At 67.2% G+C, this 26,582-nt stretch carries 23 protein-coding genes; 19 read left to right on the top strand and 4 right to left on the bottom strand.

Annotation, left to right across the window (positions count from 1 at the left end):
- Positions 1 to 8: 8 nt before the first annotated feature.
- From Pla123a_RS17860 to Pla123a_RS17830, 7 genes are all read left to right on the top strand, one after another.
- The gene (locus Pla123a_RS17860; RefSeq protein WP_146589472.1) at positions 9 to 392 is read left to right on the top strand and encodes a hypothetical protein; all 384 of its coding nucleotides are present in this window, start codon (positions 9 to 11) and stop codon (positions 390 to 392) included.
- A gap of 30 nt (positions 393 to 422) precedes the next feature.
- Positions 423 to 884, top strand: a complete 462-nt coding sequence (locus Pla123a_RS17855) for a hypothetical protein (protein ID WP_146589470.1) — start codon at positions 423 to 425, stop codon at positions 882 to 884.
- 140 nt (positions 885 to 1,024) lie between these two features.
- Positions 1,025 to 3,403, top strand: a complete 2,379-nt coding sequence (locus tag Pla123a_RS17850; RefSeq protein WP_197528081.1) for an arylsulfatase — start codon at positions 1,025 to 1,027, stop codon at positions 3,401 to 3,403.
- A gap of 503 nt (positions 3,404 to 3,906) precedes the next feature.
- Positions 3,907 to 4,374 carry a hypothetical protein gene (locus Pla123a_RS17845; RefSeq protein ID WP_146589468.1) on the top strand — a complete coding sequence of 156 codons (468 nt, stop codon included), beginning with the start codon at positions 3,907 to 3,909 and terminating at the stop codon, positions 4,372 to 4,374.
- A 139-nt stretch (positions 4,375 to 4,513) separates the two neighbouring features.
- On the top strand, positions 4,514 to 5,599 hold the full coding sequence (gene dgt, locus Pla123a_RS17840) for a dGTP triphosphohydrolase (RefSeq protein WP_146589466.1): 1,086 nt from the start codon (positions 4,514 to 4,516) through the stop codon (positions 5,597 to 5,599).
- Between the two features lie 129 nt (positions 5,600 to 5,728).
- Positions 5,729 to 6,769, top strand: a complete 1,041-nt coding sequence (locus Pla123a_RS17835; protein WP_146589464.1) for a PIN/TRAM domain-containing protein — start codon at positions 5,729 to 5,731, stop codon at positions 6,767 to 6,769.
- A 107-nt stretch (positions 6,770 to 6,876) separates the two neighbouring features.
- A complete protein-coding gene (locus tag Pla123a_RS17830) occupies positions 6,877 to 7,494 on the top strand; it encodes a DUF4405 domain-containing protein (protein WP_146589462.1) in 618 nt (205 codons plus the stop codon).
- Between the two features lie 19 nt (positions 7,495 to 7,513).
- Here the strand turns inward: Pla123a_RS17830 and argS are convergent, their stop codons facing one another.
- Positions 7,514 to 9,475 (bottom strand): arginine--tRNA ligase, encoded by a 1,962-nt coding sequence (argS, locus tag Pla123a_RS17825; RefSeq protein WP_146589460.1) that lies wholly within the window; start codon positions 9,473 to 9,475, stop codon positions 7,514 to 7,516.
- Between the two features lie 80 nt (positions 9,476 to 9,555).
- Positions 9,556 to 9,960: a ribosome silencing factor gene (gene rsfS, locus Pla123a_RS17820; RefSeq protein ID WP_261342761.1), complete on the bottom strand. Its 405-nt coding sequence runs from the start codon at positions 9,958 to 9,960 to the stop codon at positions 9,556 to 9,558.
- A 291-nt stretch (positions 9,961 to 10,251) separates the two neighbouring features.
- Between rsfS and bcp the strand changes: the two genes are divergently transcribed.
- The 8 genes from bcp to Pla123a_RS17780 all read left to right on the top strand — a co-directional run bounded on the left by bcp (position 10,252) and on the right by Pla123a_RS17780 (position 18,847).
- Positions 10,252 to 10,734 carry a thioredoxin-dependent thiol peroxidase gene (bcp, locus tag Pla123a_RS17815; RefSeq protein ID WP_146589456.1) on the top strand — a complete coding sequence of 161 codons (483 nt, stop codon included), beginning with the start codon at positions 10,252 to 10,254 and terminating at the stop codon, positions 10,732 to 10,734.
- A 114-nt stretch (positions 10,735 to 10,848) separates the two neighbouring features.
- A complete protein-coding gene (locus Pla123a_RS17810) occupies positions 10,849 to 11,256 on the top strand; it encodes a hypothetical protein (RefSeq protein ID WP_146589454.1) in 408 nt (135 codons plus the stop codon).
- 297 nt (positions 11,257 to 11,553) lie between these two features.
- Positions 11,554 to 11,955 (top strand): hypothetical protein, encoded by a 402-nt coding sequence (locus tag Pla123a_RS17805; protein WP_146589452.1) that lies wholly within the window; start codon positions 11,554 to 11,556, stop codon positions 11,953 to 11,955.
- Positions 11,956 to 12,411: 456 nt separating this feature from the next.
- Positions 12,412 to 13,950: a lipopolysaccharide biosynthesis protein gene (locus tag Pla123a_RS17800; protein ID WP_197528080.1), complete on the top strand. Its 1,539-nt coding sequence runs from the start codon at positions 12,412 to 12,414 to the stop codon at positions 13,948 to 13,950.
- A gap of 167 nt (positions 13,951 to 14,117) precedes the next feature.
- Positions 14,118 to 15,443: a Coenzyme F420 hydrogenase/dehydrogenase, beta subunit C-terminal domain gene (locus Pla123a_RS17795; RefSeq protein ID WP_197528079.1), complete on the top strand. Its 1,326-nt coding sequence runs from the start codon at positions 14,118 to 14,120 to the stop codon at positions 15,441 to 15,443.
- 50 nt (positions 15,444 to 15,493) lie between these two features.
- Positions 15,494 to 16,744, top strand: a complete 1,251-nt coding sequence (locus Pla123a_RS17790; RefSeq protein WP_146589446.1) for a polysaccharide pyruvyl transferase family protein — start codon at positions 15,494 to 15,496, stop codon at positions 16,742 to 16,744.
- A 3-nt stretch (positions 16,745 to 16,747) separates the two neighbouring features.
- The gene (locus Pla123a_RS17785; protein ID WP_146589444.1) at positions 16,748 to 17,656 is read left to right on the top strand and encodes a glycosyltransferase family 2 protein; all 909 of its coding nucleotides are present in this window, start codon (positions 16,748 to 16,750) and stop codon (positions 17,654 to 17,656) included.
- 66 nt (positions 17,657 to 17,722) lie between these two features.
- The gene (locus Pla123a_RS17780) at positions 17,723 to 18,847 is read left to right on the top strand and encodes a glycosyltransferase family 4 protein (protein WP_146589442.1); all 1,125 of its coding nucleotides are present in this window, start codon (positions 17,723 to 17,725) and stop codon (positions 18,845 to 18,847) included.
- Here the strand turns inward: Pla123a_RS17780 and Pla123a_RS17775 are convergent.
- Together Pla123a_RS17775 and Pla123a_RS17770 are read right to left on the bottom strand one after the other, a co-directional pair.
- Positions 18,844 to 19,248 carry a heavy-metal-associated domain-containing protein gene (locus Pla123a_RS17775; RefSeq protein ID WP_197528078.1) on the bottom strand — a complete coding sequence of 135 codons (405 nt, stop codon included), beginning with the start codon at positions 19,246 to 19,248 and terminating at the stop codon, positions 18,844 to 18,846. The two genes, Pla123a_RS17780 and Pla123a_RS17775, sit on opposite strands and share 4 nt — an antisense overlap.
- Positions 19,249 to 19,302: 54 nt before the next feature.
- Positions 19,303 to 19,902, bottom strand: coding sequence for a hypothetical protein (locus Pla123a_RS17770; RefSeq protein ID WP_146589439.1), 600 nt, complete (start codon positions 19,900 to 19,902; stop codon positions 19,303 to 19,305).
- Between the two features lie 350 nt (positions 19,903 to 20,252).
- On the opposite strand from Pla123a_RS17770, the gene Pla123a_RS17765 reads away from it, so the two are divergent.
- From Pla123a_RS17765 to Pla123a_RS17750, 4 genes are all read left to right on the top strand, one after another.
- Positions 20,253 to 21,071, top strand: coding sequence for a hypothetical protein (locus Pla123a_RS17765; protein ID WP_146589437.1), 819 nt, complete (start codon positions 20,253 to 20,255; stop codon positions 21,069 to 21,071).
- An 85-nt stretch (positions 21,072 to 21,156) separates the two neighbouring features.
- Positions 21,157 to 22,653 carry an FHA domain-containing protein gene (locus tag Pla123a_RS17760; RefSeq protein WP_146589435.1) on the top strand — a complete coding sequence of 499 codons (1,497 nt, stop codon included), beginning with the start codon at positions 21,157 to 21,159 and terminating at the stop codon, positions 22,651 to 22,653.
- Between the two features lie 108 nt (positions 22,654 to 22,761).
- Entirely contained in the window at positions 22,762 to 24,912 is a 2,151-nt protein-coding gene (locus Pla123a_RS17755) for a serine/threonine-protein kinase (RefSeq protein ID WP_146589432.1), read from the top strand.
- A 123-nt stretch (positions 24,913 to 25,035) separates the two neighbouring features.
- Positions 25,036 to 26,574: a hypothetical protein gene (locus Pla123a_RS17750; protein ID WP_146589429.1), complete on the top strand. Its 1,539-nt coding sequence runs from the start codon at positions 25,036 to 25,038 to the stop codon at positions 26,572 to 26,574.
- The last annotated feature ends 8 nt before the right edge of the window (positions 26,575 to 26,582 follow it).

The following is a 26,582-nucleotide window of genomic DNA, read 5'->3' as shown; positions in this document are numbered from 1 at the left end:
TTGTCGCCATGGAGAACCCTTATCAATCGCCGCAGCAGATCGATAGCGGTCTGCCGGAGTTGCCCAACGGCCGAGGCGAGCGGCGGCCGTTCTCCGACGCGGTGCTGCGGTCATGCATCGGGGCGATAGGTTTTTCGTTCCTGTTGATCGCTGCCGGGTTTGTGGTCGGATTTTTCATTTACCAAGGCCGGCACGACCGGATGACGGCGGCGGTCATTTACTCGCTCTTCACGGGGGCCGCGATCATCGGTCCGGGGGCCACCTGCGTTGGATGGCTGACCTTGTTCCTCCACCGGGAGCCGAGACGCCCCGATAGGCTTTCTGACTCGCTTCCGCTGGGCTTCCTCGCGGGGTTCTTGGCGTTGGTCCTCATGCCCGCGATAGCCGGCTAAGAGCAGTGCTCGCCACTCCAGGGCATCAGCATGGACTCCGCTCCCAAACCCTACCGCTGGAGCCTCGCCGACCTGTTGTCGTTCGTGCCGTTTGTGGCGTCGGTGGTGAACTGGTTCGTGTCGCTGTTCCTGCCGGCGACCAATCGAGCGCCCGGCATCGAGTGTCTGGGGCTGAGTCTGTTTGGGACCGTTGTCCCGGTGCAGGGCTACTATTTCCTGTCGATCGTGGCGTCGGTGATGCATGGGACGCTGTTGTTGGTCGTCGTCAGCCGTTTCCGCCGCGGGCGGTTCTGGGCGAGGCCGCGTTGCTTTGTCGCCGCCGGCGTGCTGGTCGGCGGCGTCGGCATCTACGGCTTGATCGGCGAAGCGGCGTTCAACTCGCTACAGGTCGGCTACCGTGTGTGGCTGTCGTCGTTCCTGCTGATGGCGGTGGCGCTAACGCTCTCCGGCCTGCAGTCGGGGGATACGCCGGCGGGCGAACCGGACTGCTAAGCAAACCGCCGGGCGAATTGCGGGCGGCAAACACGCCCTTGTTTGCCCGCCCGGCCGGCGGACGTCTGCTATACTAGTGGCGAGCCTCTTTAGATCCCGCCGACCTTGAACAGCCGCGTTCGCGGCCGACGGAACACGCCATGCCCCCTTCTTGCTCCTGGATTGCGCCGCTTGTCTGTTCAGCGATTCTGTTGATCGGTTCCGTCTCGCCGGCGGCCGACACGACGCCTACCGACGGCTCGGTCTTGCCCTTCCCGACGCAGCCGATGGCAGGCGTTGCCAAGCCGCGGCTGCAGGACTCCACCATGAAGTGGCCCGCCGAGCCCCAGCGGCTGCCGGCCGACGCGCCGAACATCCTGATCGTGCTGATCGACGACGTCGGCTTCGGCGTGGCCGACACGTTCGGCGGCGAGGTCCACACGCCGACCCTCAGCCGGCTGGCCGACGAGGGGCTCCGGTACAACTGCTTCCACACCACCTCGATCTGCTCGCCGACCCGCGCGGCGCTGCTCACCGGCCGCAACCACACCCGGGTCGGCTCGGGCACGATCGCCGAGCGGGCGGTCGCGTTCGACGGCTACACGGGGGTCATCCCCAAGACGGCAGCCACCATCCCGGAGGTGCTCAAGCACTACGGCTACCACACGGCCGCGTTCGGCAAGTGGCACAACACGCCCGCCACCGAGACCACCTCGATTGGCCCCAAGGACCGCTGGCCGAACGGCTACGGTTTCGAGTACTTCTACGGCTTCCTGGCCGGCGAGACGTCGCAGTGGGAGCCGCGGCTGGTCGAGAACTACGACACGGTCGAGCCGCCGCACGACGACCCGGACTACCACCTGACGGTGGACATGGTCGACAAGGCGCTCGGCTGGCTCGACGACAAGCAGTCGTTCGCGCCCGACAAGCCGTTCTTCATGTACTGGGCGACCGGCGCCGTGCACGGGCCGCACCATATCTTCCCGGAGTGGGCCGACAAGTACCGCGGCAAGTTCGACGACGGCTGGGACGCCTACCGCGAGCGGACGTTCCGGCGGCAGCTCACCGAGGGGGTCATCCCGCCCGGCACGAAGCTTACCCCCCGCGACCCGACCATGCAGGCGTGGGACGACATTCCCGAGCGGCAGCAGGCATTCCAGCGGCGTGGCATGGAGCTGTACGCCGGCTTTGTGGAGCACACCGACCACGAGGTGGGCCGTTTGGTCGACGGGCTCGCCGCGCGGGGGCTGCGAGACAACACGCTGATCTTCTACGTGTGGGGTGACAACGGCTCCAGTTCGGAGGGGCAGCAGGGCTCGGTCAGCGAGCTCTTGGCGCAGAACAACATCCCCAACACGATCGACCAGCAGCTGGCGGCGCTCGAGCGGCTGGGGGGGCTCGACGCGCTGGGCACGCCGAAGACCGACAACATGTACCACGCCGGCTGGGCGTGGGCCGGCTCGACGCCGTTCAAGTCAACCAAGCTGGTGGCTGCCCATTTCGGCGGCACGCGGAACCCGCTGGTGGTGTCGTGGCCCAAGGGGATTGAGCCCAGCAAGCCGATGCGGACGCAGTTCCACCACGTGGTCGACATCGCTCCGACGATCTACGAGGTGCTCGGCATCACGCCGCCCGAGGTAGTCAACGGCCAGCGGCAGATCGAGATCGACGGCACGAGCCTCGCCTACACCTTCGCCAACGCCGACGCCGAGCCTGCCAAGTCGACGCAGTACTTCGACAACAACGGCAGCCGCGGCATCTACCAGGACGGCTGGTTCGCCGGCACGTTCGGGCCGTTCATCCCGTGGAACGCCGCCGCATCGGCGCCGCGGATCGCCGGCTGGGACTCCGCCAACGATCAGTGGGAGCTGTACAACCTCCGGGAGGACTTCTCGCAGGCCACCGACCTTGCCGAGGCGATGCCCGACAAGCTGGCCGAACTGAAGCAGGCGTTCCTGGCCCTCGCCGAGGACAACCAGGGCTTCCCGATCGGCGCCGGCAACTGGCTGCGGCTGCACCCCGAGGACCGGATCACGACCCCCTACACCGAGTGGACCTTCACCGGCAGCACGCGGCGGATGCCCGAGTTCACCGCGCCCGGCCTGGGCCGGCAGTCGAACGAGGTGACCATCGGCCTCGAGGTCGGCGAGAACGCCAGCGGCGTGCTGTACGCGCTGGGGGGATCCGGCGGCGGGCTGGCGCTGTACCTCGACCAGGGCCGGCTCAAGTACCTCTACAACATGCTGATCATCGAGCAGTACGCTGCGGAGAGCGCCGAGCCGCTCACCGCCGGGCGGCACACGATCAAGGTCGTCACCCAGATCGACGGCCCCGGCCAGCCGGGCACGGTGCGGCTGCTGGTCGATGGGCAGGAGGTCGGCTCGACCAAGCTGGCCCGCACGGTCCCCGCCGCGTTCTCCGCCAGCGAGACCCTCGACGTCGGCGTCGACCTCGGCTCGACCGTGTCGCTCGACTACTTCGACCGGCGGCCGTTCGCGTTTGACGGCGCGATCGACACCGTGCGTGTCGAGTTGAAGTAGCTAGGGTAGTCCCGCTGCCTTGCGATCACCCAGGTTGGTGGCCCGTGCGCGGCCGTTGTGGTTCGCGTTACAGCAACGCTGTGAGAGTAGGCAAACAGAATGCATTGTGCGGAGTTGCGTCCGCGAGCATCGCCGCTTTCTGGTGACATTTTTGTCGAAAAGATCCACGCGCCGTGGTCCAATCAGGGCGGTCGTTGCGGTTCTGTTGGCACGCTTGATTGCTATTCAGTAGAGCGATTCCGACGCGGAACAATGGCCATCACTTTTGTCGGCGCTGGCGCGCACCAAGGGACAAAAGTCGCCGGGTCTGCGGGTCGGCCGTTGCACTGCGCACTGCTATAGCAGAGCGGGAGGGACGCGTCGGCCCGCGCAGATCGCGACTTTTGTCCCTATAAACCGATGTCCGTACAGCGGAAAAAAGTCGGTTTGTAACACCCGCCGGTTGACGGCGTTTAAGTGGGCGGATTTTCCTCACACGTCTTTCAAACCGAGAGAGCAACAGCATGCCCTCCATCGACCAGGCGGCTGGGTCGGCCATCACCCCCAGCCACACGGAAAGTGCACCCCCGGTGGGCGCGGCCCCGGTTAAGCGAGGTTCGCGGGTCACCGAGAGCCGCTGCGCGGTCTGCGGCTCGGACGCCGGGGCTGGGCTCCCCGAGACCGGCGACGCCCCGTGCCCCGACTGTGGCTGCCTGCTGTGGCAGGGGCTCGCGCAGGCCGAGCGGCTGCGGAACCGCCTGGCCGAGGCGTTTGGCGTCGAGCCCGAAGCGGTCGACTCAGGCACCGAGATCGCCGAGATCGCCGACGACTCGCTCGCGACCCTCGAGCTGGTCATGGAGCTTGACGAGGAGCTCGAGCTGCTGGGGATCGACCAGCGGGTCTCGAACGAAGAGGCGGTCGCGATCTGTACCATCGGCGACGCCCTGCGGCTGATCATGGCGCGCCGCCGCGACTCGGGGCAGGAAGCTTAGCGGCCGGCGGTTAGGATCCGGCGGCGCCGATTAGCCTGGGAAGCCGGGGCGACCTATGCTAAAGGGGTAAGGGCGGCGCGCCGACGCCGCCGGCCCGATACTAGCACTCCCCCGCCAACCAGTCGCGTTCGACCTCGTCATGATCCTAGAGTCCGACCCGCTGGCCCCGTACGCGATGCACCCGGATGACACGGCCGGGCGGGTGCACCCCGAGCCGCCGCACCGGTACCGCTCGCCGTTCCAACGCGACCGCGACCGCATCGTGCACAGCTCGGCGTTCCGCCGCCTGAGCCACAAGACGCAGGTCTTTACCGGCGAGCTGGGCGACTACCACCGCACACGACTCACGCACACGATGGAGGTGGCGTCGCTCGCCCGGACCATGGCCCGGGCGCTCCGCGTCAACGAGGACCTGGTCGAGGCGCTCGCCCTGGCGCACGACATCGGCCACCCGCCGTTCGGCCACGCGGGCGAGGACCTGCTGGACGAGCGGCTGGCGGGGCACGGCGGCTTTAACCACAACGCCCAGGCGCTGCGGATCTTCGAATTGCTAGAGGTCCGGTACGTCGAGTTCCCGGGGCTAAACCTGACGCGGGAGGTGCTGGAGGGCCAACGCCGCCGCGCGGACAAGACGCCCGACGGCGCCCTGCGGAGCCCGATCATCGAGGTGCAGATTGTCGACGCCGCGGACAGCATCGCCTACGACGCACACGACGCCGACGACGCGTTGGAGCTCGGCCTGCTCGACCTCGGCGAGCTGCGCGAGCTGGAGTTGTGGGACGAGGCCGCGCGGCGGATCGAGAACCGCTACACGAACCTGACGCCGCTGGAGCTGCGGCGGGCGACCATCCACGAGCTGCTCGACTGGCAGGTGAGCGATCTGCTCGGGGTGGCGCAGGCGCGGCTCGGGGAGCTCGACCTCCCCAACGCCGAAGCGGCCCGCGCCGCGCCGATCGTCGCGACGGTCTCGGACGAGATCGCCGACAAGAAGCGGGAGCTGGAGGAGTTCTTGTTCAACCGCGTGTACCGGCACCCGCTGGTGCTGCAGCACCGGACGGAGGCGACCGCCGCCCTGGGCGAGCTGTACGACCGCTGCGTGGCCGACCCGGAGCGGGTCCCGCCGCACTACCGTCAGGTTAGCCCGGGCGACGCCCGGAGGGCCGCGGCTGACTATCTTTCCGGAATTACGGATCGTTACGCCCTCGAGGCCTACCGCAAGCCGTAGGCCGGGGGCGTTTGGTCCCGTTTCCGGTAGTCGGGCGGGTTGCCGGCGGGGTACAATTGAGGGTCCAAGCGTTGCAAGTTCACGGCCCCACGGGGCCGGGCCCCCCCTAGCTCTCCCCCGGAACACCCAATGGCCCTGCTGATTCTCCGCCTGGTGTTCCTGATGGTGGCCGCCGGGCTGGGGTTCCAGTTGGTGCAGTCCAAGGTGCTGCCGGGCGAGGACCAGAACTGGCCGACCTGGCTGCCCGCCGCGGCGTTCGCGGGCATCATGCTGCTGGCGGTCGCGACGATCGCGATCGACATCGCGTCGCGGCGCAAACGCCTCGACGTGATCACGTCGGTGTACTTCGGGCTGATCATTGGGTTGTTCCTGACGTACGTGACTAAGCTGGCGATCAGCCCGGTGCTGCCGGCCGGTTCCTCTGAGGCGTCGACCTGGATATCGCTGATCCTCGGCATGGTGCTGTGCTACGCGTGCACCAGCGTGCTGATGCAGACCCGCAACGACTTCCGCTTCATCATCCCCTACGTGGAGTTCGCCAAACAGCTCAAGGGCCTCAAGCCGCTGGTGCTCGACACCAGCGTCGTGATCGACGGCCGCATCGCCGACCTGGTCGAGACCCGCGTCATCGACAACCAGCTGGTGATGCCGCAGTTCGTCATCGGCGAGCTGCAGGCGATCGCCGACTCCAGCGACAAGCTCCGCCGCAGCAAGGGCCGCCGCGGCCTCGACATCCTCAACCGCCTGCGGAGCGACCAGCAGGTCGAGCTGGTGATCTTCGACCGCGAGCTCCCCGAGTTCGGCGACCAGCCGGTCGACCAGAAGCTGGTGATCCTGGCCAAGCACCTCGAGGGCAAGATCGTCACGAACGACTACAACCTCAACAAGGTCGCCAAGCTGCAGAACGTCGGCGTGGTGAACCTGAACGACGTCGCCAATTCGCTCAAGCCGGTCTTCCTGCCGGGCGAGAAGGTCGAGGTCCGCGTGATCAAGGCGGGCGAGGAAGCGAGCCAGGGCGTCGGCTACCTGGACGACGGCACCATGGTCGTGATCGACGGCGGCCGCGACCACATCGGCCAGCAGGTCAGCTCGGTCGTGACCAGCGTGCTGCAGACCAGCGCCGGGCGGATGGTGTTTGCGAAGTTCGAACGCGAGACCGGCACGGCCTAACGCCTGCCGACTTGTGCAAAGCGGCCCCTCCGCGACCGTTTGTCGCGACACCCGCGCGGCCCCTCGGGGGTGGTTCCTTCTGGACTATTTTCAGAGGGAGGCCGCAGATGAAACGCACGAATGTTAACTTCCTGATCGACTTGGCGGCATTTGTCGAGGTCGCCTTCCTCGCCAGCACCGGGCTGCTAGTGCGGTACGTGTTGCCGCCCGGCTCCGGCCGGATGGCGACCGTGTGGGGTCTGGATCGGCACGGCTGGGGGGGCGTGCATTTCTGGATCGCCGCGGCGTTCGGCGCCACGCTGCTGGTGCACCTGGCGCTGCACTGGAAGTGGATCGTCTGCACGGTGAAGGGCGCCCGCTCCCGCTACCCGGCCGAGCGCAAGCTGGCCGGCGCGATCGCGTGCGCAGTGATCGTCGTCGCGGCGGCACTGCCGCTGCTGGCGCCGGTGGAACGCTCGCCAGGCGGCCCCGCAGAGCACGACCAGTACGCCGCCGCCCCGGCAGCGGAGGCTCCCCCCGCCGAGCACGACGACGCCGGCATCCGGGGCAGCATGACGCTGGCCGACGTCGCGCAGCTGACCGGCGTACAGCTTACCGAGCTGAAAAGGCGGCTCGGGCTGGCGGACTCGGTCGGCCCTGACGAGCAGCTCGGCCGGCTGCGGCGGCAGTACGGCTTCCAGATGCAGGACGTCCGGGACATTGCCACGGGGCAGCCGCCGCACTAACCCGGCGGCCGTCGCTCTCCTACATACGTTCGACGGTGCGGATGCCCAGCAGGCCGAGGCCGCACTCGATCGTCCGGGCCACCAGGTCGCACAGCAGCAGGCGGCTCTGCTTGAGCTCTTCGGTCTCGGCCTTGAGCACCGGGCAGTTGACGAAGAACTCGGAGTAGCGGCTCGCCAGCTCAAACAGGTACGCGGTCAGGTGGTTGGGACGGTAGTCGGACGCGACGCGCTCGAGGGCCTCGGAGAAACGCAGCAGCGCGATGCCGAGCGCCCGCTCGGCCGGCTCGCTGAACACGATCTTCGCACCCGAAGCCCGCAGCTCCTCGACGTCGACGTCGCCCTTGGCGAAGATGCCCCGCACGCGGGCGCAGCTGTACTGCATGTAGGCGGCCGTGTTGCCGTTCATGGCGAGCATCTTGTCGTAGCTGAACACGTAGTCGCTGGTGCGGTTGTGCGATAGGTCGGCGTACTTGATGGCGCCGATGCCGATCCGCTCGGCGACTTCCTGACGCTCGTCGTCCGAGGCGAGCACCTCGCTCTTGTCGGCGATCGCCCGGGCGCGGTCGACCGCCTCGTCGAGCAGGCCCATCAACCCGACCGAGGCGCCAGAACGCGTCTTGTAGGGCCGGCCGTCCTCGCCCATCACCGTGCCGAAGGCGACGTGCTGCAGCTCCAGGTCCTCGTAGCCCCACAGCCGGGCGGTGGCGAACAGCTGGTCGAAGTGCTGCCCCTGCCGGTGGTCGACCACGTACAAGAGCGCGTCGGGCTTCCACTCCTGCATGCGGTACTTGATGGTCGCCAGGTCGGTGGTCGCGTAGAGGAACGCCCCGTCCTTCTTGCGGACAATAAACGGTGCGGCGTGGCCCTCGGTGAAGACGCACATGGCTCCGTCGGACTCGGTAGCCAGGCCCTTCTCCGTGAGGTCCTCGACCACGCCCGCCAGGAGCGGCTGGTAGAAGCTCTCGCCAAGCGTATGGTCGAACGTCACGCCGAGCCGGTCGTAGGTGGCGTTGATCTCCGCCAGGCAGGCCGGCAGGAAGCGTTCCCACAGGGCCTGGTTCTCGGCGTTGCCGGCGTGCAGCTTGGCGGTCTCGCCGATGGCGTCGGTCCCGATGTTCGGGTGGGCCGCGGCGAGCTGCGAGAGCCGCGGGTCGGCCTCTACCTCGGCGACCTTCTGCGTCAGCGACGTCAGCTCGCTGCGCAACCCGGCGAGCTGCGTCTGGGCCGCCTTCAGCTTCTTGGCCGCCTGCTTGTCGGCCTTCTTGTCGCCAGTCGGCTCGGCCGACTCGAGCTCGGCCAGCGCGTCCGCGCGGTCTTCGATCTTGGCCTCGAGCTCGGGGATGCCGCGGAGCTTGGCGTCGTGGTGCTCGATCAGCTGGTTGACCAGCTTGTAGAGCCGGGTCAGCTCGGGCACGGTCGCCTCGGCGAGCGCGGCCTCGTCGACGAAGTGCTTGTAGCCGTAGATGATCATCCCGAACTGGGCGCCCCAGTCGCCGATGTGGTTGTCGCTGATCACCTGCTCGCCGAGGAACCGCAGCACCCGGCAGAGCGCGTCGCCGATGACGGTCGAGCGGATATGCCCGACGTGCATCGGCTTCGCCACGTTGGGCGACGAGAAGTCGAGCACGACCGTGCGCGGCGACTCGGCCGACTCCACGCCCAGCCGCTCAAGGTCACCGCTGGCGGTGTGGAGCTGCTCGAGCAGGTAGTCGTCCCGCACCCGCAGGTTGATGAAGCCGGGGCCGGCGACCTCGGGGGGCTCGCACAGGTCGGCGACCTCGAGCTTGGCGATGATTTCCTCGGCGACCTCGCGGGGCTTCCGCCCAAGCCGCTTGCCGAGCGGCATCGCGCAGTTCGCCTGGTAGTCGCCGAAGGCGGCGTCCTTGCTCGGCAGGATCAGCTCGAGGAGCGGCTGGACCTCGACGCCCAGCGGCGACAGGGCAGAGGCAAAACGGGCGCGGATTTCGCGGAGCAGGTTCATAGCGTCGGCGGTTGCTGTTTGCGTTTGGCAGTAACGTGCCACATGATGCGTCGCGGCTCCGCCGCGATCGGTAACCCCTGCTACGCGTCGCCGTCGGAAGCGTCGTCCGTGGAATCAGCAGCCGGGGCCTCATCGCGATCTTCATCACGCTCCTCTTCGTCCCACGGCAGCGGCACGCGCGTGGCGCCGGACCACAGCTCCTCGAGCGCGTAGAAGCCACGCACCTCCTCGTCGAACAGGTGAATCACCACGTTGCCGTAGTCGAGCAGGATCCAGCGGCTCTCGCGGTAACCCTCGATGCCCATCCGGGAGTCGCCCAGCTTCCCTTCGAGAATGTGGTCGATCTCCTCGCTGATGGCGTGCAGCTGCCGGCGGCTGGAGCCGGTGGCGAGGAGGAAGTAGTCGAACACCGGGGTCAGCTCGCGCATGTCGAGCAGCACGATTTCGGTCCCGCGGTTGTCGTGCGCGGTTTGGGCCGCCGCCAGGGCGAGCTCGCGGCTCCGCTTCTGCGACTCTTCGAGGGCGTTGTGATCGGAAATGGGAGGACTCCAGTCGGGTCAGGTCGAGGTGCGGTTCTCGTTACGAACCCTCCAGTTTACCCCTTGCTCCGCGGTCCAGCGAGCCGCCCCGGGGCCACGCGGCAAGGCCCCCGCATTCGGGGGACGCGGCGGGCGCCTCGCCGATAGCGGCCGGGCCGCTAGAATCGGTGCAGCCCGGCCGTGCTGGCGTCCCGCCGGGTGGCTCCGAATCCCGAAGTTCAACCGAGAGGCAAACCGATGAGCGACACCCCGTGGGTCGAGGCTGGCGACAAAGCGCCGGCATTCACCCTGACCAGCGACTCGGGCGAAAAGGTTCGCCTCTCGGAACTAAAGGGGCAGCCCGTCGTGCTCTATTTTTACCCAAAAGACGACACGCCAGGCTGCACCCTCGAGGCGTGCGCGTTCCGTGACCAGTCGGCCAGGCTCAAGAAGCTCGGGGCGGTGGTGCTCGGCGTGAGCCCCGATGATGCCGCTAGCCACGAGAAATTTCGGGAAAAATACGAGTTGAACTTCCCGCTGCTGGTCGATGCCGACCACAAGATTGCCGAGAAGTACGGCGCCTGGCGGGAGAAGAACATGTACGGGAAGAAGTCGCTGGGGATTCAGCGAAGCACCTTCCTGATTGACCCAGCTGGCAAGGTGGCCAAGGTGTGGAAGCGGGTGAAGGTAGACGGCCACGATCAGCAGGTGCTAGACGCGATTTCTGAACTTGCAGAATAGGCGCAAATCGCCCTAGCGGGGGCGCGCCGCTTTCCAGTAGATTCAAAGGTTAGGCGGGAGGCTTTTCTTTTCTCACTCGACTCGGCCACGCAACGGACGCCGGGGAGCCTTCTCATGAATTGTGATCAAGTCTTCAATGTATTGACCCGCGGCCCGTTCCCATCGGGCGCGCCAGAGGACGCCGAAGTGCAGGGGCACCTGGATGGGTGTCTGGACTGCTGGCGGATTGCCGAGGCATTGCGGCCGGCCGAGCACCTGTTTCAAGAGGCGATCCCCCCGTCGGAAGCCCGCGACCTGCCGGGCTACTGGGGCGACGCCACCCCGCCGGGGGTGCTCATGAATCAGATTTCAGGTCACGCCGCCCGCACCGCCACGGCGCCCAGCGTCCGCCTCGCCACCCAGCGCCGTCACGTCGAGATCACCTACGACCGCACCGCGCGGCGATCGGACATGATCTACGTCGGCGGCATCCTGGTCGGCACCCTCACCATGCCCGTGCTCGCTTGGTGGCTGCTTTCCTAGCCGATTTTCAGGCCGATCGAGTCTCTTGAACGGTCGCTTCTGCCGGTAAGTGCGCGCCGCTGGTTCGGGTTTTGCGGCCGCTGCGGGATACGCGGCTTCGACCGGCGTGGTAAACCCGTATTCGGATGCGCCGCATTTGCCAATGCCCCGCTGCGGGCTAGGCTTGAGCATCGGCGGTGCGTGTCGTCTCACGCAGCTCGCCTATCGGCAAACTTCTGTTCTCGCGGCCCGCACGCCCTCTTCTGTTGCGCTGGCCGCCGCGTACGTACGACGGTTCCTTCGAGCCCCAGGCACGCGATGCTAACCACCGACGCTGTTGTCCCTGATTCCGCGCACTTTGCGCCCGCCCAGCCATCGGCTCGGGAACGCCTGGTCCGCGCGCTGACGCCCAACTGCGACCGCCGCCGGCAACCGCGGGTGGCCGCCCCCTACTTGCTGCGGATGACCCCGCTCGAGGACCTCGGCCGGGGCCGCCCGGGCACCCCCGCCGGCCCCCCGCAAACAGTGGTCGGCAAGGACCTCAGCGAGCGTGGCTTCTGCTTCTACCACGAGCAGCCCCTCCCGTTCCGCTACGTGCGGGTCGCCATCGAGGACCCGCAGATTGGCTGCTTCGAGCTCGACATCCAGCTCAACCGCACACTGTTCAGCAAGCTCGGCTGGTACGAGTCCGCCGGGCGGGTACTCGAGGTCCGCGGCTAGCCGCTTGGCCGAGTTTTGTCCCCTCCTGGCGCATCGATTCCTAGGGACAAAAGTCGGGCCCGATCACGGGCGTTGAATCGCCCTAACTCCATTGCCGGTCGTTGTTTAAGAGGATCGCCATCGACGGGCAACCGGTGGCTTTTGTCCGATTCTGCCCGCTCCGACGGACAAAAGTACCCGCGGCTGCTGCCGCTCGATCTGCCATCAGCCGGCCGTGCGGACTGCCAGCGATCCCTTGATTATCCTCATCCGGCGGCCCATTTCAGCCCAAAACCGGGCGATTCGCGGAATCGCCCGACCCTTCCGGCACAGCCGTCACACCCCTCGCGTCCGGCTAGGTTTCTGCCCCCGCCGTGACCCGCCGCGGGCCGAATGCCTCGTCGACCTTTGGGGGCTGGTGTAGCATGGAGTTCTTATCCCTGGTCCCGCGTCCCGCCCTATCTGCAGCCACCCCGCGTGCCCTCGAAAGTCGACTACTTCTGCAGCGACTCGATCCGCGAGGATCTCAAGGGCAAAACCGTGCGCGGGGGGGTGGTCTCGGGCGTGGGGCAGGTAATCCGGATTGCGATTGGCCTCGCCGCGGTCCCGGTTCTTACCCGCCTGCTCGATCCGACGGCTTTTGGCTTGCTGGCGATGGTCGCCTTCTTCACCAACTTCGCCGCGATGTTCGTCGACGCAGGAATGTCGATGGCGACCGTACAACGCGAGCAGATATCTCACCGTCAGGTCACAAACCTGTTTTGGATCTCGTCGGGGCTTGGGCTTGCGATCGCCGCATTGGCAGCGGCCTTCTCCCCGGCGATCGCGTGGTTCTACGGCGAGCCAAGACTGACTGCGATTACCTGTGCGCTCGCGTTGTCTTACCTGCTGTCTGGGTTGGCCGTCCAGCATCAGGCTCTGCTCCGCCGCGCAATGCAGTTCAAAGAGCTTGCAATCGCTAATGTCGCGTCGATGGCAGTGGCTCAGGTTGCGGCCGTTGGCTGGGCGTTGCGATTTCGCGGCGCCAGCATCGACTACTGGGCGTTGGTCCTGATCCCATTGGTGACTGCCGCGGTTCGAGTAGCGATGCTGTGGGGGTATTGCAGTTGGCGTCCAGGGTGGCCTGCTCGTGAGAAGGGCACGAGGAGCCTCGTAACCTTCGGCGCTAATCTGACGGGCTTCAATTTTGTGAACTACTTTGCCAGGAACCTCGACAACCTGCTTATCGGCTGGTGGTGGGGCGGCGCGGCGCTCGGCTACTACGACCGCGCATATCGATTGATGATGATCCCACTCCAGCAGATCAACAGCCCGCTAACCGGCGTCGTCGTTCCTGCGTTAAGTCGCTTGGCCGGCGAACCAGAGAAGTACCGGCGGGCATACACGTGGACAATGGAAAGGATCTTGTTAATCGCCTGCCCGATGATGGCGTACGCGGCCGTTGCGGCGCCGTGGATTGCTGTGGTCTACCTCAGCGAAGACTTTGCCGAGTCGGGGCCGATCCTTCAGTGGTTGTCGGTGGCGGCGATTTGGCAGACGCTCTCGGCGTCGGTGGGGTGGCTATTCGTGAGCCAGGGGAGGGATCGTGAGATGCTCCGCTGGGGTTGCATCCACTCGCTCCTCGTCGCTGGATCGTTTGTCGCCGGCGCACCGTTCGGAGCGATTGGAGTGGCTAAGGCGTACGCACTCGTTTTCAACGTGGCGTGCATCCCGTTGGCGTTCTGGTCGGTAGGCAGAACGGGGCAGGTCCGAGTTCGGGATTTCCTGGGACTCATGTGGAGAGTGGCTCCAGCCCCTCTCGCCGTTGCCGTGACCACCGTTGCGGTTAGGCTCGCCCTCCCGAACGCGACCCCAATGCGACTGCTGCTGGTCTCGCTGTTGTGCGCTGCTCTGGCGTGGGCCGTTGCGGTGCTCAGCACCAAGGTCGGACGCGCCGCGGCGTCTGAACTGGCGACTAGTCTCCGCCTGGCCCAAGCCAGGGTCCGGTGTGGGGCGTGGACCGGAGGGAGTCGCTAGCCGGGTCGCTTCTTCAGTCGGAAGCAACGCAGGTCTAGGTCAGCATCATGGACCAACAGCAGCCAACACGAGTTCCTTCAGGCGGCAGGGCCACCCCGCCTGCTTCGGGGATAACGCGACAGCTAGTTGTCTCGAACGGTTGCTGCATCGGCTGCGGAGCCTGCGCGGTGGTTTCGCCAACGCTGCACCAGATAGAGCTGAATCCCTATGGTGAGTTGCAAGCGACGGACGATGCTGAGGCCTCCGAACACGACGCCGACTTCGCCGGCGTGTGCCCGTTTTCAGGCGAGGGGCCGGATGAGGACGCAATCGCAGAACGCCTGTACGCGTCCCCCGGCGTCGGCCGGGACGACCAGATAGGCTACCACCTCGCGTGCTACGCCGGAGCGGTATCCGAGAGCGATTTTCGCGAGCGCGGCAGTTCCGGAGGCATGGGAAGCTGGATCGTGGCCCAACTACTCGCGGCCGGTGAGGTCGACGGCGTTGTCCACGTGAAAGAGACCCAGCAGGGTGACGGCGCCCGAAGATTCTCTTACGCTATTTCACGCACGCCGGCCGAGGTGCGAGATGGGGCCAAGTCCCGCTACTACCCCATCGAGATGTCCGAAGTGCTGGCCGAGGTGATCCGAACGCCCGGGCGTTACGCCGTGGTCGGCATCCCCTGTTTTATCAAGGCGGTACGCCGGCTGGCGTTGGCCAGGGAAGACTTCTCCGACCGCATCGCGTTCTGCGTTTCCATCGTCTGCGGGCATTTAAAGAGCGCGGCCTTTGCGGAAGCGATCGCTTGGGAGATGGGAGTCGACCCCGGAGAACTGGCGGGCATCGACTTCCGGCACAAGCTGGAGGGCCGCAAGGCCAGCCAGTATGGGGTCCGGGTCACCACCTCCAGCGGCGATGAGATCGTGCGGCCGATGGAAGGCCTCGTTACCAAGGACTGGGGCATCGGGCTGTTCAAGTACGCCGCGTGCGACATGTGTGACGACGTCGTCGGCGAGACGGCCGACATCTCGATTGGAGACGCGTGGCTGCCGGGCTTCGAGAACGACTCGCGAGGAACCAACGTTGTGGTGGTGCGTAACGCACGCGTCGGCGAGATTGTCGAGCAGGGCATCCGCGAGGGCCGGCTCGAGCTGTCGCCGCTCGCGCCCGGCGAAGTGGCTAGGTCGCAGGCGGGGGGCTTCCGTCACCGGCGTCTCGGACTCGCCTACCGTCTGTGGCTGCGTGCGAGACGCGGCCAGTGGTCGCCGGCGAAGAGGGTGACGCCGTCATGCCGCGGGATTGACCGCCGCCAGCGGGCAATCTTCGAACTGCGTTCGCAGATTCTAGTCGAGGGACGCGAAGCCTTCCGGGCCGCGAAGCAGGCGGGAAGCTTCGGGGGCTTCCTCGATTGGTTCCGGCCGATCGAGGCGCGCTATCGCGCGCTCTATCGCAAGCCGTTCTATCAGCGGGTCATCGGAGCCGCGCGGGCCAGGTTGCGTCGCCTTCGGCGTTAGCAAGTGGATGGCGGCGATCTGACGAACCACATCACCAAGAAGCAACTTTCATGTCAATTGTACTTTCCGGCTGCAACGGATTTCGGAACCGAGGCGTCGAAGCACTGATTGCGCCGAGCGTCGCAGAGCTCCACAAGAGGTTCCCGGGGGGCGGCGTCGCCGTGCTGAGTGGCCAGCCGGCTTTCGACGAGACACGCGACGTTGACGCGACGTTTGTGCTTGACCCCTTCATCGGGAAGGTGCGTTCGCTGCCGGTTAGACGGGTCGGGGCGGGCATTGCGCCCCGGGTGTTCCGCACCGAGGCGAAGGCGATCAACGCGATCCGCGCCGCCGACGCTGTCATCGCTTCAGGCGGCGACAACTTCTCGTCGGACTACGGCGATTTCCGCATGCACCTCGAGCCTCTCAAGATCGCCCAGAAGACGGGCAAGGCGACCTTCATGCTCGCCCAGTCGGTGGGGCCGTTCAAGAGCGACGAGCACCGCGACCACTTCTGCTCCGTCGCCAAGAACGTTTCGCTCATCACGCTCAGGGAGAGCCGGTCCTACGACTACGTCATCAACGAGCTGGGGCTCCCGGCAGACCGGGTGCACCTGACCGCCGACCCGGCCTTTCTGCTGAACCCCGTCGGCGAGGAGCGTGTGCATCGACTGCTGCGGCGATACGGCGTCGACCCCGCCGCTCCGTACGTGACGATCGCGATGAGTCGCGGCATCGCCCGGTTCCCGGGTCTCGACACGAGCGGCGCGAACGCCGCGCAGGTGCACCTGGCGGTGCTCGGTGAGCTGGTGACGCACGCGCTAGACGAGTTGAATGCCCAGGTCCTGCTGGTTCCTCACGTGCAAGAGACGCTGCTCAAGAACAACGACCTGGTCCTCGCCGAAGAGATCGTCGACGCCATGGAGGACGACCGAGTCCGCGTCGCCTGGGGCGACCACTCGGCCGCGGATTACAAGGGGCTGATCGCGTCGGCGAGCCTCAATATTGCTGAGCGTATGCACGCGGCCATTGCCGGCGTTTCGACCGCGACGCCGACTATGGTGGTGCGGTACTCGGTCAAGGCCGACGGCATCATCGGCGACCTCCTCGGGGAGAACGCACGGGAGGACGGCGCGATTATCCCGTTCGAGGAGTACCTGGAGGACGAGGGCCGCGTCGCAGTGGCGACGCTGCAGCAGGCCTGGGAGAACCGCGACAAGATCCGCGCCACCCTGTCGGGAAAGCTGCCCGAGGTGCGGCGGCTGTCCGAGTCCAACTACGACCTCTTCCAAGAGGTGCTCAGCAGTCGCGGGAGGGTGTGACGCATGGCGGCCGACGCGCGGATCTCTGTTGTGATACCGACCTACAACCGGGCGAACCTGCTGCGCGGGTGTCTAGACTCCGCTCTCGCGCAAACTCGGCCGGCCGACGAGATCGTCCTCGTCGACGACGGGTCCACCGACGACACCAGCGAAGTCGTGGCGTCCTACAGCGACCAGATCATGTTCATCCAGCAGGAGAACGCCGGGCCTGGCGCCGCACGCAACAACGGCGCTGCGCGCGCCAGCGGCGACTACATCGCGTTTCTCGACAGCGACGACGCCTGGGCGCCATGGACGCTCGAGTACATCGCCGCCGCGATCGAGGAGCACCGCCCGCGATTGATGCTGCTCACGCCGCAGATCCTCTCGGACCCGAGCGAGTGGCGTTGCAATGAAAAGCCCCCGCTAGACGCGCGCGGCTATCCCGATTTCTTCGCCGCCGCCAAGCGAGGCCTGTACTGCGGGTCGAACGTGATGGTTGTCGACCGCCGGCGAATGCTAGAGGTGGGCGGCTTCCACCCCGACCTGCGCTGCGCGGAGGACCAGGTGCTGGTCATGCGCATGGGGATCGACGCCGGCTTCTGCCAGATCGTATCGCCGCCACTGGTTGGGGTGCTCAGGCACGAAGTGAGCCTGATGGAATCCTGCGACGGCATTGTCAGCGGATTGAACTATCTGATCGACGCTGAGCACCGAGGAGAGTTCCCTGGCGGCGCTGAGCGACAGCGGGACCGCCGAGCATACCTATCGTTCCTGGTGAGGGGGCTAAGTCACCGGCTGGTAAAGCAGGGTCACCCGAAGGAGGCTCGCCGCCTGTACCGTCGGGTGCTTGGTTGGAACCTCAGACTGCTGCGGTTCAAGTACCTGTTGGGGCTGCCGGTGTTGTCTGTCCTGGCGCCCAAGCGAGGCTAGCTTCCGGCATTGAGGCGGTGGCGCCAATCAAGGGGGCCGCCCGACGAATTTTACAACTGCGCAGTTATGATTACCCCAGAAAACGTAGCGATGCTCGTCAAGGGTGACGAGGTCTACGGCATCGGCGCCATCGAGCGGCTCTACGCCGAGGGTTGGCCGGAGATGACCTTTGTCTGCATGGGGCGTGGCTACACGCACGACTGGCTGGTCGAGCACGGCGCCCGGGTCGAACTGGTCGAGGGGCTCACCGCGTTCCGCGACGGCAACTCGATCCGCGCCGTCACGACCGCGCCGCTGGCGATGCGGCAGGCGAAGCGCGACGCCCGCCGCATTCATGAGCTGCTCGACGGCCGCGGGATTAAGGTCGTCCACACCCAGTGGAAGCCGCAGCAGATGATCGCCGGCTACATGCGGCGTTTGGGCTACAAGTCGGTGTGGCAGATTAATAACAACATGAAGCCGCAGCGGCTTGGCGGGCTGGGCGGCGTGCTCAGCCACCGGTTCGCACGCTGGGGCGCGGACCTGCTGCTGCCTGCTAGCGATTTTATCGCCAACAACTGGCAGGGCTGCGGGGTCCGCTCGATGACCATTCGCAACGCGGCGCCGCGCCTGTTCGACGCATTAGCCGACGCGCCTGCGGCGCCGCCGGTCAAGTGCTTGGTGGCCGGGCGGTTGCAGTCGAGCAAGGGGCACCACACCGCGGTCGAGGCGGTGATCGCCGCTCGGCAGCGCGGGCACGACGTCTGCCTCGACATCTACGGCGGGCCGATCGACGACAACGACTACGCCGACGGCCTGCGTCGCAGGATCTCCGCGGCCGGCGCGGAGCAGGCTATTCGCTTCATGGGGTTCTGCACCGATCTCCGCGAGCGGCACCAGCGGTACCACCTCGGCCTGCAGTGCCGCATCGACCCCGAGCCTTGCAGCCTGTGGGTCTGTGAGACGATGGTCGACGGCTTGCCGCTGCTGGCCTCGGCCACGGGCGGCACACCAGAACTGGTCGACGACGGCCAGACCGGGCGCCTGTACCCGGCGGGCGACGCCGTTGCGCTCGGTGAGCTGCTGTGCGAGTACGCTAAGAACCCGGCCGCGCTGGACTCGCTGCGCGCGGCGGCCTATCGGCGTGGGCAGCAACACTTTCTCAACACGCGGATGCTCGACCAAACGCTGGAGGCCTACCGGTCGCTCTAGCGTTGCGCCGCGGGCGTTGATCGGGCCGCTGTCTCGGCCGCCTTCTCGAAGTCCTTCGCCGCGAACACCCGGTCGCCGATCCGCAGCGTGACGGGCGCGGCGTCCTTGATCTTGGTCGCCTGCCAGACCTGGGCCAGGTCGAGCTGCTTCTTGGGCTGCGCGGTGATCCAGACCTGGTCCTTCTTCATGTCCGTGCGGACACGCATCACGCCGGGGGTCTTGTAGAGGTTGCGGGCGATCTGCTTCGCGCAGCTCGGGCAGTGCAGCGAGTCGAGCTGCACCTGCACGACGCCGGGCGGCAGCGGCTTGTTCGCCGTTTGGGTCTGCGGCTGCGATTGGGCCGGCGGGGCGGCGTTCGACTGGGGAGCGGCGACCGCTAGCAGCATCAGCAACGCAAGCATCATGACCTCCTTGTCATGCGGACGGGAACAGCGACGCCGGGCAGGCGTGTTGGACTATCTTCGGACGTACAGACCCTTGGCGTCCACCACGAGCAGGTCGCCACCGATGCGTTTTGCGAACCCCTTCACCACGACGATGTCGTCGGCGTCGATCTGGAACAGCTTGCGGGCGTCGACCGGCAGCGGCTTGCCGTCGGGCCCGTTGAACGTGACGGCGGCCACCGAGTGCACGCTGTCGGCGGCCCGCTTCTGGCAGAAGACGCAGTCGGAGTGGTCCTCGGTTGCGTCGTGCTCGTGCCCGGAAAACTCGGCGACGGTCGACGGGTCGACGATGAAGAACGAGGCCTCGCCGGCGCGCCAGGGGAACTCGGACTCGGCGTCGCCCCACGGGTTGGGCATGCCACCGACCTGGCCGACCAGCACGACGTCGCCCTCGTCGAAGCCCCCCTCGCGCTCGCTCAGGTCGAGGGCCGTCTGGGGGTCGGCTGGCTCTTCGGTCAGCACGAGCTCCTGGCGGGCGGCGTCGACGTCGATCTGGGCGGCCGGCTCGACGGGGGTGCAGCCCAGGCCGAGGGCGAGCAGGCAGGCTCCTAGGCTCTGGGCAGCGGTGGCCCGGGCAGCGGGGATTTGGAAAGCGGGCAGGCGGGTAGGCATAGCGGTATCCAGGGGTCTCGAGCGGCGGCGACCCATCCCGTACGAGACGGCACACCGCGGGGTTCCCTTCAATCTACTCCATCGGCCTAGCGGCGGGCACCCCGGCCGCGTCGCAAGTGCCATCAGGGTAGCAGTTTGGGTCGATGGGGGCGGCGCCGGCAGGGTGGCCAAGCGGGGCTCTTCGGGCGAGGGGCAAAAAAACTTTGTACTTTTCCAAGATGGCGTCAGGAGCGGCGAATTCCTCACTAGACCGTCGGCAATCACCCGGCTGGTCGACCCAGGATCTCACGTTTTCCGCGTCGCCCTGCCCTAGCGTTGGCGGCGCCCCCCGTTTTCGGAGCGAGCGAGCCATGTTGAAAAAAGTCATTGTCACCGGTTTGGGAGCGTGCCTGGCCGGCGGGTTGCTGTTTGGGACCAACGCGGCCAGCTACATGAAGACCGCCTACCGCGGCGTCACGAGCAGCGTCGAACAGAGTGTGCCGATCGAGTTCCAGATCGAGCGGGCGAGCAACATGGTTGCCGACCTGACCCCAGAGATTCGCAACTCGATGCACGTGATCGCGAAGGAAGAGATTGAGCTGGATCAGCTCAACGAGCGGATCGCCGCGTCGGAGGAGACTGCCGAGAAGAGCAAGTCCGAGATCATGCGTCTGCAGTCCGACCTGCAGGACGGCGGCAATGTGTTCAGCTACGCCAGCCGCAGCTACAGCCGCGAAGAGGTGAAGGCCGACCTGTGCCGCCGGTTCGAGCGCCACAAGGTGAGCGACGAGACCCTCGCCCACCTCACCAGCATGCGGGACGCCCGGGCCAAGAACCTGGACGCCGCGCGGCAGAAGCTGACCGCGATGATCAGCGCCCAGCAGAAGCTGGAGACTGACATCACCAACCTGCAGGCGAAGCGCAAGCTGGTGGAGGTCGCCCAGGCCTCGAGTGATGTAGTGTTCGACGACAGCCAGCTGGCCCGCGCCAAGGAGCTGATCACCGACATCCGCACCCGGCTGGACGTGGCGGCCAAGCTGGCCAACGCGGACACCAACTACGCGGCCGAGATCCCGCTGGACGCCGCCGACTCGCAGGACGTGAGCGAGCAGGTCGCCGCCTACTTTGGCGACCAGCAGCCGGCCAAGCCCGAGTCCCGCGTGCTGACCGCCAGCATCGAGCTCGAGTAGCAGCGAATGTGATTGGTCTGAGAGCCGGGGCGGACGCCCCGGCTCTCTTTTTCATGCCCTTTTTGTACCTGGAAACGTCGGTCCCATGCTCCAGTGGCGTCTGAAACTGGTTGAGGCACGGCGGGCGCTTGTGGCCGGGCGGCTCGAAGAGGCGCTCACCGCGCTGAACGATCCCCAGCTGCAGGGTTTTCTCCCCGCCAAAAGGCTCGCCGACGGGTTGGCGAAGAAGTACGCCGAGCGGGCGGCCCAGCGGATCGAGTGGGGCCAGAGCTGCGCCGGCTTCGCCGACCTGGCGGCCATCGATCAGCTTGGCGCCCACCGCGCCCAGGCGGACGCCATCCGCCTCGACTACGCCCAGCGGGTCGAGCAGCAGGCGACCGAGCGGCTCGCGGCGTACGCGCCCGACTCCGCGCTGCAGCTGCTGCGTCGCGGCAAGCGCCGCGGAGTCGACACGCCGGCCCTGCGGTTGCTGACCGAGATTGCCCGCTGCTGGTCCGAAGCGCTCGAGCACGCCGACTGTGGCGACTCGACCCGCGCAACCGACAAGCTCCAACGCTGCGTCGCGGTGCTCTGCGGCGACACGACCAGTTTGCTGCCGCAGCAGCTGCGTCCGGTGGTCGAGCAGGCGGCGTCCGCTATTAGCGAGCGGGCCGCACGGCACCGGGCGGCCGCCCAGGAGCTCAGCGCCGCGGCCACGCAGCGGGACTGGTCGGCCGTGCTCCGCAACGCCGACGCCGTGCTGGCGGCGGCCCCGCGGGACGGCGAGGCGGTGCGGCTGCGCCGCCGCGCATGGCGCGAGCTGGAGCTCGACGCGACGCGGCCCTACAAGCCTTTGCGTACCGCTGGGGAATCTGGCAGGATGAACAGCCACGGAGAGTCCGTTCCCCACGAGCCGGGCCGCCACGGCCGGTCGGAGGCGCGTCGGCTGGCGAGGGCAATCCGTGAGACCACTCACGCACCCTCGCCGACCAAGGAAGATACCTCTGTGGGCAAGCCCCCCGCCGACCGCCGGATGCTGTGGGTGGACGCTGTCGGGGGCTTCCTGGTTTGCCTGGACGACCAGATCGTGATTGGCCAGCCGGCGGGGGGGGCGAGCCCCGATCTGCCGATTCTGGCCGATATTTCCCGGCGGCACGCGATCCTGCGTCGCGAGAGCGGGTCTTACGTGCTCGAGCCGATCGGATCGACTAAACTAGACGGGGAGCTGCTGAGCGGCCCCGTGGTGCTGGACGCCGAACACTTGATCCAGCTCGGCGACGGCGTGCGGATCCGGTTTACCAAGCCCCACGCGCTCAGCGCCACGGCGCGGCTGGTTATCGAGAGCGGGCACAAGACGACCCCCTCGGCCGACGCGGTGCTGCTGATGGCGGAAAGCTGCGTGATGGGCCCGGCGCGCCACAGCCACGTGCGTTGCCGGCCGTGGGCGGACGAGCTGATTATTTACCGGCAGGACGGCGAGCTGTGCTGCCGCACCCGCGGCCCGCTGACGGTCGACGGTCGGCAGATCGAAGGCCCGGTGACGCTCGGCGAGACAACCCGACTCGAGGGGCAAGATTTTTCTGTCAGCGTCGAACAAGTCTAAAGGGGAACCGCGGCGCAGCCGCCGCGGGGCGCCCCGAATCGATAGGACGAACCCTTCCCCGAAAACGTCGAACACTCCCCTAACCGGCCCCCTATTATGAACCTGCCGATGTCTGATCCCGGTCAAGCCGCCCTCTCTGGGTCTAGCGGCGGGCGGGGTGGTGAAGGTCCGGGCGGCGCCGACCCGTTGGGAGCCGACCCGCAGGGCGACGGGCCCCCTGCCCGACCGCCGGAGAAGTTCCTCTACCCGAGCGGCTCGAAACCGCTGGACGGGTTCACGATCAAGCGCGGCGTCGGTCGCGGCGGGTTCGGCGAGGTGTACTTCGCCGCCAGCGACGCAGGCAAAGAGGTCGCGCTGAAGCTGATCCGACGCAACCTGGACGTCGAGCTGCGGGGCGTGCGGCACTGCCTGAACCTCAAGCACCAGAACCTGGTCGACCTGTACGACATCCGCACCGACGACCTCGACGACCAGTGGGTCGTGATGGAGTATGTCAGCGGGCAGTCGCTGGAGGACGCCATCGAGGCCCACCCCAATGGGATGCCGGCCGCGGAGGTCGGCTGGTGGCTGCGCGGCATCGCCGCCGGCGTCGGCTACCTGCATGACCACGGCATCGTCCACCGCGACCTCAAGCCGGGCAACATCTTCCTCGACACGGCCAGCGCGTCGATGGGCGAGCCGGGCGTGGTCAAGATTGGCGACTACGGGCTGTCGAAGTTCATCTCGTGCAGCCGCCGCAGCGGCCAGACCGAGAGTGTCGGCACGGTGCACTACATGGCGCCCGAGATCGCCAACGGCCGCTACGGCCGCGAGATCGACGCCTACGCCCTCGGCGTGATGCTGTACGAGATGCTCACCGGCCACGTGCCGTTTGAGGGCGAGAGCGTCGGCGAGGTGCTGATGAAGCACCTGACCGCCGAGCCCAATCTTGAAGCCATCGACGAGCCGTACCGCGAGATCGTCCGCCGGGCGCTCGCCAAGGACCCCGACGTGCGGCTGAGCAGCGTCCACGAGCTGGTGGCGATGCTGCCGTCGTCGGCGCCGCACGGCGCGCAGCACACGTCGTCCGCCCAGGCGGCCGGTCCGGCGCCCAACCGCGACGCCCACCAGGCACGCCGCCCGCGTGACCCCGATCCGCGGCCGCGCGCCGAGCGGTACGCCGGCTACGACGACGACCCCACGCCGGGCGGCACCGGCGGCCCGCGCCGACCGGCGGTCGAGGAGCCGATGTACGCCGCCTTCCGCGACGTCTTTACCAAGGCCAAGGCCGGCTGGCACGACGCCAACATGCCCCCGCTGGTGCAGGGGCTGCTGATCGTGGTTGGCATCATGACGCTGATCAGCACGCTCACCATCTGGGCGCCGCTGACCATCATGCTAGCGGTCTTCTACGCGGTGTACTACGTCGTGTGGACGATCATGCTCAAGCCGGGCGTGCGGGCCCATCAGGCGCGCCGCGCGGCGGCCGCGCCGCAGGGTTTTTCCCCGGGCCAGCAGCAGGCCGGGGCCAAGATGGTCGTGCACCGACCCCGCCCGCGGCCCTGGAAAGAGATTGCCCACGAGCAGATCCGGCGGCAGCCGACCCGCGGCCGCGTCACCCAATTGATCGGCGCGATGCTGGCCTCGGGCGCGCTGTGCCTGTTGGCCTCGGCCGGCGCTGTGACCTGGATGCTCAGCGGGCAGGACCAAAGCGACTGGCAGGCGCTGCACCTGTGGATGTCCATTGTCACGACGCTCGGCTGCTGGAGCGTGTTGTTGACCAACTCCCTGACCGAGGCCCGCGCCGAGGACCAGGCGCCGATGCGGGCGATCCTGCTCGGCCTGGGCGCGCTGGTGGGCCTCGTGGCCTTCGGGCTCGGCGACGGCATGTCGCTGGAGCTGCCGGCGGTGCACGACTTCGGCCCCGCCCCGAACAAGAACCTGATGGACGGCGCGTTCGCGGGCCACCGCGAACTCCGATCAGGCTGGGACCGCGGGCTGGTCGCCCCCGGTGCGGCGGTGTCGATGGCGTACTTCGCCCTGCTGATGGCGATCCCACGCTGGTGGCGGTTGGCCGAGTCGACGCGCCGCAAGCGGCTCAGCCTGGGGGCGGTTGCCGGCCTGGTGACCGCTGCGTGGCTGCTGCACTTCGTCTGGTGGTACCCACAGCCGGCCGGCATGCTGGTGGCGGGCGTGATCGCCGCGTCGACCATGCTGGCGAGCCCGTGGCTGCCGCCCAGCAAGCGGGCGGAGATGGCGCGGGCGCAAACCGCGGTTTAGCCGCCCCAAGATCGGCTCGCCCGCGGCGAATAACCCGCCGTCGGCGAGTGGTCGCCTGCGATGCGAGTCGGTCCAAACGAGTTCCCCTTGGTGGCGAATCCCATGGCGGTTGCTGGTGTCAGTTTGTTAGCCCTCCTAGTGCTTGCGGGCCTGGTCTTCTTCGGCGTGAGCCTGTTGGCGGGGCTGTTTTTCAACAAGCAGACCCGTCCGATCGGAGCGGTCTTGTTGGCGGTTATCCTGTTTGTAGGAGGCGGGGTAGTCGCGTGGCGGCTTGCGATGCAAAACGACGCAGCGGCCCGCCACGCGCAAGCCGTCAGCCAGACGCACGCGGTATCTGCCGAGATGCGCGGCCAGAACCACGACGTCCACTGGCACGAAGAGGGCCACACCATGGCGCCCAACCCGGCTCAGGTAAGCATCCGGGTCCCGGATCAGGTTAGTATCCGGATGTCGTGGGCCGGTGTCGCCGTCGTGGCTTTGATCTTGTTTGCCGTAATGAAGCTGCTCAACCGCGACCGCGGCCTTACGGCGACCGGGTGGCTGGGGCTTGCCGGGCTGGGGCTGATGGTGCTGATCGTCGTGATGAACTATCTGTCCCTCAGCACGCCCAGCACGTCGCGACCCGCGGCGGTCGTCAGCAACGAGGCAGCTCCCCCACTGACCGCCGGCGAGGCGTGGGACGAGATCACCAGGCCGCGGATCCGGCTTGAGGAGGAGGGGGCTTCGGCGCCGCCGCAGTCGTACACCGTTGTCGTCAACGGCCGCGAGCTGACCTACAACGAACAGATCGACATCGACAACGCGATCAGCGAGATCAAGAAGATCTGGCTATCCGATGGCAAGAACCTGAAGATCAACTATGGTTCCGGCGAGATCAGTATGAGCGGAGGCTTCCAGGCCGATGTCGTCGGCGACAAGCTGCACCAGGCGCTGGTCCACGCCAGGGAGCAGCACGCGGCCGACGCGGGCAGCTCGGCGGACAACGTCGCCGACGAGGCGCCCACCGCCGAAACAAGCAGCGACGACCCCGCCGCGGACGGGGAGGCTGGCGTCAAGCAGCCCGCGCTGGCGGACGCGGCGCCCGCGCCGGCAGCCGACGCCGCGCCCGCGGCCCTGCCGGACTGGGTCACCAACACCCCGCCGCGGATCGGCGAGGTGTACCGCCGCGTCATTGAGGTTGGACCCTACGCGACGGTCGATGAGTGCTTCGACAAGGTTAGCAAGCCGCTGATGGAGAGTGCGTGCGAGTTCGCCGGGCGTCGTCTGCCACGCCAGCCTTCGCCAGAGTTGCTGCGGCTCCTAGGCTTTTCCGAGGGAACGCTGCTCCGCGATATCGCTGTCGACCAGCATGTCGAATCGGTCTACTCCCCGGGGGCGGGCCAGGACATGAAGGTGCTGTACCTGCGGCTGGAGTTCGACCAGGACTTTTCTGACCAGCTCGACCACGCCTACAAGGTGTGGCGGCGGGGGGATCTAGTAAACGGGCTCACGCTGCTCACGGGGGCGGTCCTGCTGCTACTGGGGGGCGTGTTCGGCCTCTTGAAGCTCGACGAGGCGACCAAGGGCTACTACACCAAGCGGTTGTTTATCGGCGTGCCGGCAGCGATAATCGGGGTGTTACTACTGGCCGTTGTCCTCGAAGCCATGGGCATTGTCATCTAGTGGCCGGT

Source organism: Posidoniimonas polymericola, assembly GCF_007859935.1.
Taxonomy (GTDB): domain Bacteria; phylum Planctomycetota; class Planctomycetia; order Pirellulales; family Lacipirellulaceae; genus Posidoniimonas; species Posidoniimonas polymericola.
The sequence above is the reverse complement of the archived record's forward strand: the minus strand, read 5'-3'. Positions and strand labels throughout refer to the sequence as shown.

Excerpts from the sequence above, each read along its gene's own strand:
- Pla123a_RS17860 (WP_146589472.1), top strand. The coding sequence starts at position 9 with ATGGAGAACCCTTATCAATCGCCGCAGCAGATCGATAGCGGTCTGCCG.
- Pla123a_RS17855 (WP_146589470.1), top strand. The coding sequence starts at position 423 with ATGGACTCCGCTCCCAAACCCTACCGCTGGAGCCTCGCCGACCTGTTG.
- Pla123a_RS17850 (WP_197528081.1), top strand. The coding sequence starts at position 1,025 with ATGCCCCCTTCTTGCTCCTGGATTGCGCCGCTTGTCTGTTCAGCGATT.
- Pla123a_RS17845 (WP_146589468.1), top strand. The coding sequence starts at position 3,907 with ATGCCCTCCATCGACCAGGCGGCTGGGTCGGCCATCACCCCCAGCCAC.
- dgt (WP_146589466.1), top strand. The coding sequence starts at position 4,514 with ATGATCCTAGAGTCCGACCCGCTGGCCCCGTACGCGATGCACCCGGAT.
- Pla123a_RS17835 (WP_146589464.1), top strand. The coding sequence starts at position 5,729 with ATGGCCCTGCTGATTCTCCGCCTGGTGTTCCTGATGGTGGCCGCCGGG.
- Pla123a_RS17830 (WP_146589462.1), top strand. The coding sequence starts at position 6,877 with ATGAAACGCACGAATGTTAACTTCCTGATCGACTTGGCGGCATTTGTC.
- argS (WP_146589460.1), bottom strand. The coding sequence starts at position 9,475 with ATGAACCTGCTCCGCGAAATCCGCGCCCGTTTTGCCTCTGCCCTGTCG.
- bcp (WP_146589456.1), top strand. The coding sequence starts at position 10,252 with ATGAGCGACACCCCGTGGGTCGAGGCTGGCGACAAAGCGCCGGCATTC.
- Pla123a_RS17810 (WP_146589454.1), top strand. The coding sequence starts at position 10,849 with ATGAATTGTGATCAAGTCTTCAATGTATTGACCCGCGGCCCGTTCCCA.
- Pla123a_RS17805 (WP_146589452.1), top strand. The coding sequence starts at position 11,554 with ATGCTAACCACCGACGCTGTTGTCCCTGATTCCGCGCACTTTGCGCCC.
- Pla123a_RS17790 (WP_146589446.1), top strand. The coding sequence starts at position 15,494 with ATGTCAATTGTACTTTCCGGCTGCAACGGATTTCGGAACCGAGGCGTC.
- Pla123a_RS17785 (WP_146589444.1), top strand. The coding sequence starts at position 16,748 with ATGGCGGCCGACGCGCGGATCTCTGTTGTGATACCGACCTACAACCGG.
- Pla123a_RS17780 (WP_146589442.1), top strand. The coding sequence starts at position 17,723 with ATGATTACCCCAGAAAACGTAGCGATGCTCGTCAAGGGTGACGAGGTC.
- Pla123a_RS17775 (WP_197528078.1), bottom strand. The coding sequence starts at position 19,248 with ATGCTTGCGTTGCTGATGCTGCTAGCGGTCGCCGCTCCCCAGTCGAAC.
- Pla123a_RS17770 (WP_146589439.1), bottom strand. The coding sequence starts at position 19,902 with ATGCCTACCCGCCTGCCCGCTTTCCAAATCCCCGCTGCCCGGGCCACC.
- Pla123a_RS17765 (WP_146589437.1), top strand. The coding sequence starts at position 20,253 with ATGTTGAAAAAAGTCATTGTCACCGGTTTGGGAGCGTGCCTGGCCGGC.
- Pla123a_RS17760 (WP_146589435.1), top strand. The coding sequence starts at position 21,157 with ATGCTCCAGTGGCGTCTGAAACTGGTTGAGGCACGGCGGGCGCTTGTG.
- Pla123a_RS17755 (WP_146589432.1), top strand. The coding sequence starts at position 22,762 with ATGTCTGATCCCGGTCAAGCCGCCCTCTCTGGGTCTAGCGGCGGGCGG.